This is a genomic window from Allobosea sp. TAB14, from assembly GCF_052113865.1.
GTDB classification, from domain to species: Bacteria; Pseudomonadota; Alphaproteobacteria; order Rhizobiales; family Beijerinckiaceae; genus Allobosea; species Allobosea spartocytisi.
Genome location: NZ_JBFRDQ010000273.1, coordinates 1 through 4,411 on the forward strand (window position 1 = coordinate 1; position 4,411 = coordinate 4,411).

Consider the following 4,411-nt stretch of genomic DNA (forward strand, 5'->3'; position numbering starts at 1 on the left):
GCGTCAACGTCTCCAAGCTTGGCGTGCGTCCGCATGTCACCGCTGGCGCCGGCGGCTTCATCGACATCACCGCGCGGGCGAAGCGCATCGTCTTCTCCGGCTATTTCAGCGCCGCCGCCAAGCTCGCCATCGCAGATGGCAAGCTCGTCATCGAGAAGGAGGGCAAGGTGAAGAAGCTGGTCGAAGCCGTTGAACATATTTCGTTCTCCGGTCCCCGCGCCGTTGCACAGGGTCAGGATGTAACCTATGTCACCGAGCGCTGCGTGATGAAGCTGACGCCGGACGGCATCGTCGTCACCGAGATCGCGCCCGGCGTCGATCTTGAGCGCGACATTCTCGCTCAGAGCGAATTCCCGCTGCTGGTCCCGAAGCCGCCGAAGCTGATGGACGCCGCGCTCTTCGACGAGGCGCTGATCGGCCTCGAACTCCCCGCGAGGGCRGCATGAGCGAYCCCGTCCGCCTCCACATCGCCTCGGGCATCGCGACGATCAYGCTCGCCMGGCCRGAAAAGCTCAAYGCGCTCGACGACGTCATGGTCGGCCTGCTCGGCCGCTTTGCTGACACCATTGACGCCGACCGCTCGGTCCGTGCCGTCATCCTGACGGCCGAGGGCAAGGCCTTCTGCGCCGGCGGCGACATCGTCGCCTGGGGCGGCTTGTCGCCGCTGGAGATGGGGCAGGGCTGGGTCCGTTCCGGCCACCGCGTCTTCGACAAGCTCGCGCGGATGAAGCCGCCGGTCATCGCCGCGATGAATGGCCACGCGCTCGGCGGCGGGCTCGAGCTCGCCGTCACCGCCGATATCCGCATCTGCGAGGCGCAGGCCAAGATCGGCCTCCCCGAGAGCGGGCTCGGCATGATTCCCGGCTGGTCCGGCACGCAGCGTCTGGTCAGGCGGCTCGGCGGGCAGGTGGCGCGCCGGCTTGCCTTGACCGGCGAGATCGTCACGGCTGAGACGGCGCTTTCGCTCGGGATCGTCGATCAGGTCGTGGAGAAGGGTGGGGCGCTCGCGGCCGCGCAGGCCATGGCCGAGCGCGTCACGGCGCGTGGGCCGGTGGCGAACCTCGTCGTCAAGCAGCTCATCAATGCGGCCGAGGGCGAGGACAGCGCTGCGATCATGGAGACGCTGGCGAGTTCACTCGTCTCCTACACCGAGGATGTGAAGGAGGGCGTCGCGGCCTTCCAGCAGAAGCGCACGCCACAATACCGGGGAGAATGAGATGAGCCGTCCCGTCGCCCTGATCACCGGCGCAAGGCGCGGCATCGGCCGCGCCATCGGCGTCGCGCTCGCCAAGGCGGGCCATGACATCGCCTTCACCGACATTGTCGAGGACGAGGCTACGAACGAAGCATTGAAGCTCTTCCAGGCGGCGGGTGCCGCGGCTCGGTTCTTCAGGCACGATGTCGCGGCCGTCGCGAGCCATGCCGACCTCGTGGCGAACGTCAAACAGCTTTGTGGCCGGCTCGATGTTTTCGTCTCGAATGCCGGCATCGGTGCGCCGGTACGTGGCGACATGCTGGAGATCACGCCGCAGAGTTTCGACGTCGTCATGGACGTCAACCTGCGCGGCGCCGCCTTCCTGAGCCAGGAGGTGGCCAAGGCCATGCTCGCCGACAGGCCGGAGCGCCCGGCCATCGTCTTCATCACCTCGGCCTCGACCGAGCTGGTCTCGATCGACCGGGCGCAGTACTGCGTCTCCAAGCTCGGCCTCTCGATGTGGGCGAAGGCGCTCGCCGTCAGGCTCGCGCCGGAGGGGATTCCGGTCTTCGAGGTCAGGCCGGGCGTGATCCGCACCGAGATGACCGCAAAGGTCGCTGCCAAATACGATGCGCGCATCGCCGAGGGGCTGATTCCCGCCGGCCGCTGGGGCGAGGGCGAAGATGTCGCAGCGGTCGTCGCCGCCCTGACGGGTGGACAGTTCGCCTATGCGACTGGAACAGTGATCAACGCCGATGGCGGCTTGCTGATTCCGCGATTGTAGGGATTCTGCTGCGGCCCCGGGCGAGAACCGGCGGCCCGGCCGGCCGGGAGGATTGATGAGGAAGGCATATGAAGGCAGCCCTGCTTTCGCCACCCGGAACGGGCGGCCCGCATGAGCTATGAATTCGATTTCGCCGACGTCTTCTCGGCATGGCCCGAGCTGCTGCAGGGGCTGCTCAATTCGCTGGTGCTGTCGGCACTGGCGATGGCGATCGGCATGGTGGTTTCCGTCGCGGGCGCGCTCGGCAAGACTTCGGGGCCGCCCTGGCTGCGCCGGATCATCGACGAATATATCGAGCTGATCCGCAACACGCCCTTCCTGATCCAGATCTTCATGATCTATTTCGGCCTGCCCTCGATGGGCCTGAAGATGTCCTCGAACACGGCGGCGCTGCTGGCGCTGGTGGTGAATGTTGGCGCCTATGGCATCGAGATCATCCGCGCCGGCATCGAGAGCATCCAGAAGGGCCAGGTCGAGGCGGGCAAGTCGCTGGGCATGCGCCCGCTCCAGATCTTCCGCTACATCATCCTGAAGCCGGCGATCCAGGCGATCTACCCTTCGCTGACGAGCCAGTTCATCCTGCTGATGCTGAACACCAGCGTCTGCTCGGCGATCGCGGCGAGCGAATTGACGGCGGTGGCGGGCGACATCCAGTCGCGCACCTTCCGCAGCTTCGAGGTCTATTTCGTCGCCACCTGCCTGTATCTCGGCCTCTCCGTCTTCTTCTGGACGGTCTTCGCCGGGATCGAACGCGCCTTCCTGCGCAAGCCAACCCGGTGAGGTGACGACATGCGCACACTCGGATCAGGCGACATCATCTACATCATCATGGCGGTGCGCTGGACGCTGCTGCTCTCGCTCGTCGCCTTTCTCGGCGGCGCGCTGGGCGGGGCGCTGGTCGCGCTCGCCCGCAGCGGCGAATACAAATGGCTGCGCTTCGCCTCGGCTGGCTACATCAAGCTCTTCCAGGGCACGCCGCTGCTGATGCAGCTCTTCCTCGCCTTCTTCGTGCCGGGGCTGTTCGGCTGGTCGGTCGACCCCTGGACGGCGGCGGCGCTCGGCCTGTCGCTGCATGCCAGTGCCTTTCTCGGCGAGATCTGGCGCGGTGCTATCGAGGTCGTGCCGCGCGGACAATGGGAGGCGGCGACCTCGCTGGGCCTACGCTACTGGCCGAAGATGATGCTCGTCATCGCGCCGCAGGCCGTCCGCATCGCAATTCCCCCGACGATCGGCTTCCTGGTGCAGCTCATCAAGGGCACTTCGCTCGCTTCGATCATCGGCTTCGTCGAGCTGACACGCGCGGCGCAGATCATCAACAACGCGACCTTCCGGCCGTTCACGGTCTTCGCGCTCGTCGCGCTGCTCTATTACGTCATCTGCAGGCCGCTCTCGGCCTACAGCAAAAGGATGGAGCAAAAGCTCCTCGTCGCCGCCCGCTGAAGGCGGCGATGCAATTCAGCCTGTCCCAGAGGAGAACGTCCCCATGTCCCTGTTTAAATCGATTTGCCGCCGCGGCCTCGGCACGCTGGTCTTCGCCGGCCTTGCCGCCGCCGCCCTCAACGTCGCCCCGGCGCAGGCCGCTACCCCTGACGAGATCAAGGCCCGCGGCAAGCTGATGGTCGGCGTGCTGACCGACTACCCGCCCTTCGGCGGCACCGACGCCCAGCAGCAGCCGGCCGGCTACGACGCCGATGTCGCGGCGCTGATGGCCAAGGCGCTCGGCGTCAAGCTCGAGCTCGTCCCGGTCACCGGTCCCAACCGCATCCCTTATCTGCTGACCAACAAGGTCGATCTGTTGATCGCCACCTTCGGCATCACGCCCGAGCGTCAGAAGCAGGTGCTGTTCTCCAACCCCTACAGCACGCTGACGATCTATGTGCTGGCCCCCAAGAGCGTGAACGTCAAGACGCCGGAGGATCTGAAGAACGTCACGATCAGCGTCGCGCGCGCCTCGACGCAGGACATCGCGATCAGCAATGTCGCCCCTCCCGGTACCCCGCTGAAGCGCTATGACGACGACGCCACCGCCCTGCAGGCCCTGATCTCCGGGCAGGTCCAGGGCATGGGCGCCAGCAACACCATCCTCGCCCAGCTCAACAAGGATTATCCGCAGCTCGGCATCGAACCCAAGATCACGCTCAAGGAACAGGCCAACGGCATGGCCTTCCGCAAGGCCGATACCGCGCTGGCCGAGTTCTCGAACAAGTTCATCGCCGAGATCGAGGGCAACGGCGAACTGTCCAAGATCAACCAGAAATGGTTCGGCATGCCGCTGCCGAAGCTGCCGCCGATGCCGCAGTTCGAAGGCACCAAGTGGTGATCGCTCACGGGGCCTGACGGCTTCTGAAACTGGATGCGCCCGGTCCTGTGCCGGGCGCATCTCCAACCGAACCAGAACGGCTTTTGCAGATGTCCGCGACCGCTCCCTCCGC

Annotated in this window: 5 protein-coding genes and 1 pseudogene; all 6 read left to right on the forward strand. The window is 65.9% G+C overall.

Features of this window, described 5'->3' with window-relative positions:
- Positions 1-446: pseudogene (locus AB4Y99_RS26030) on the forward strand (acyl CoA:acetate/3-ketoacid CoA transferase); the annotation flags it as partial.
- Positions 443-1,216, forward strand: coding sequence for an enoyl-CoA hydratase/isomerase family protein (locus AB4Y99_RS26035; protein WP_441525362.1), 774 nt, complete (start codon positions 443-445; stop codon positions 1,214-1,216). The pseudogene AB4Y99_RS26030 and the gene AB4Y99_RS26035, both read left to right, overlap by 4 nt.
- 1 nt (position 1,217) lies before the next feature.
- Positions 1,218-1,979 carry a 3-ketoacyl-ACP reductase gene (locus AB4Y99_RS26040; RefSeq protein WP_441525363.1) on the forward strand — a complete coding sequence of 254 codons (762 nt, stop codon included), beginning with the start codon at positions 1,218-1,220 and terminating at the stop codon, positions 1,977-1,979.
- 111 nt (positions 1,980-2,090) lie between these two features.
- Positions 2,091-2,759 carry an amino acid ABC transporter permease gene (locus AB4Y99_RS26045; protein WP_441525364.1) on the forward strand — a complete coding sequence of 223 codons (669 nt, stop codon included), beginning with the start codon at positions 2,091-2,093 and terminating at the stop codon, positions 2,757-2,759.
- Positions 2,760-2,768: 9 nt separating this feature from the next.
- Positions 2,769-3,419 carry an amino acid ABC transporter permease gene (locus tag AB4Y99_RS26050; protein WP_038367723.1) on the forward strand — a complete coding sequence of 217 codons (651 nt, stop codon included), beginning with the start codon at positions 2,769-2,771 and terminating at the stop codon, positions 3,417-3,419.
- A gap of 43 nt (positions 3,420-3,462) precedes the next feature.
- Positions 3,463-4,299, forward strand: coding sequence for a transporter substrate-binding domain-containing protein (locus AB4Y99_RS26055; protein WP_441525365.1), 837 nt, complete (start codon positions 3,463-3,465; stop codon positions 4,297-4,299).
- Positions 4,300-4,411 lie beyond the last annotated feature (112 nt).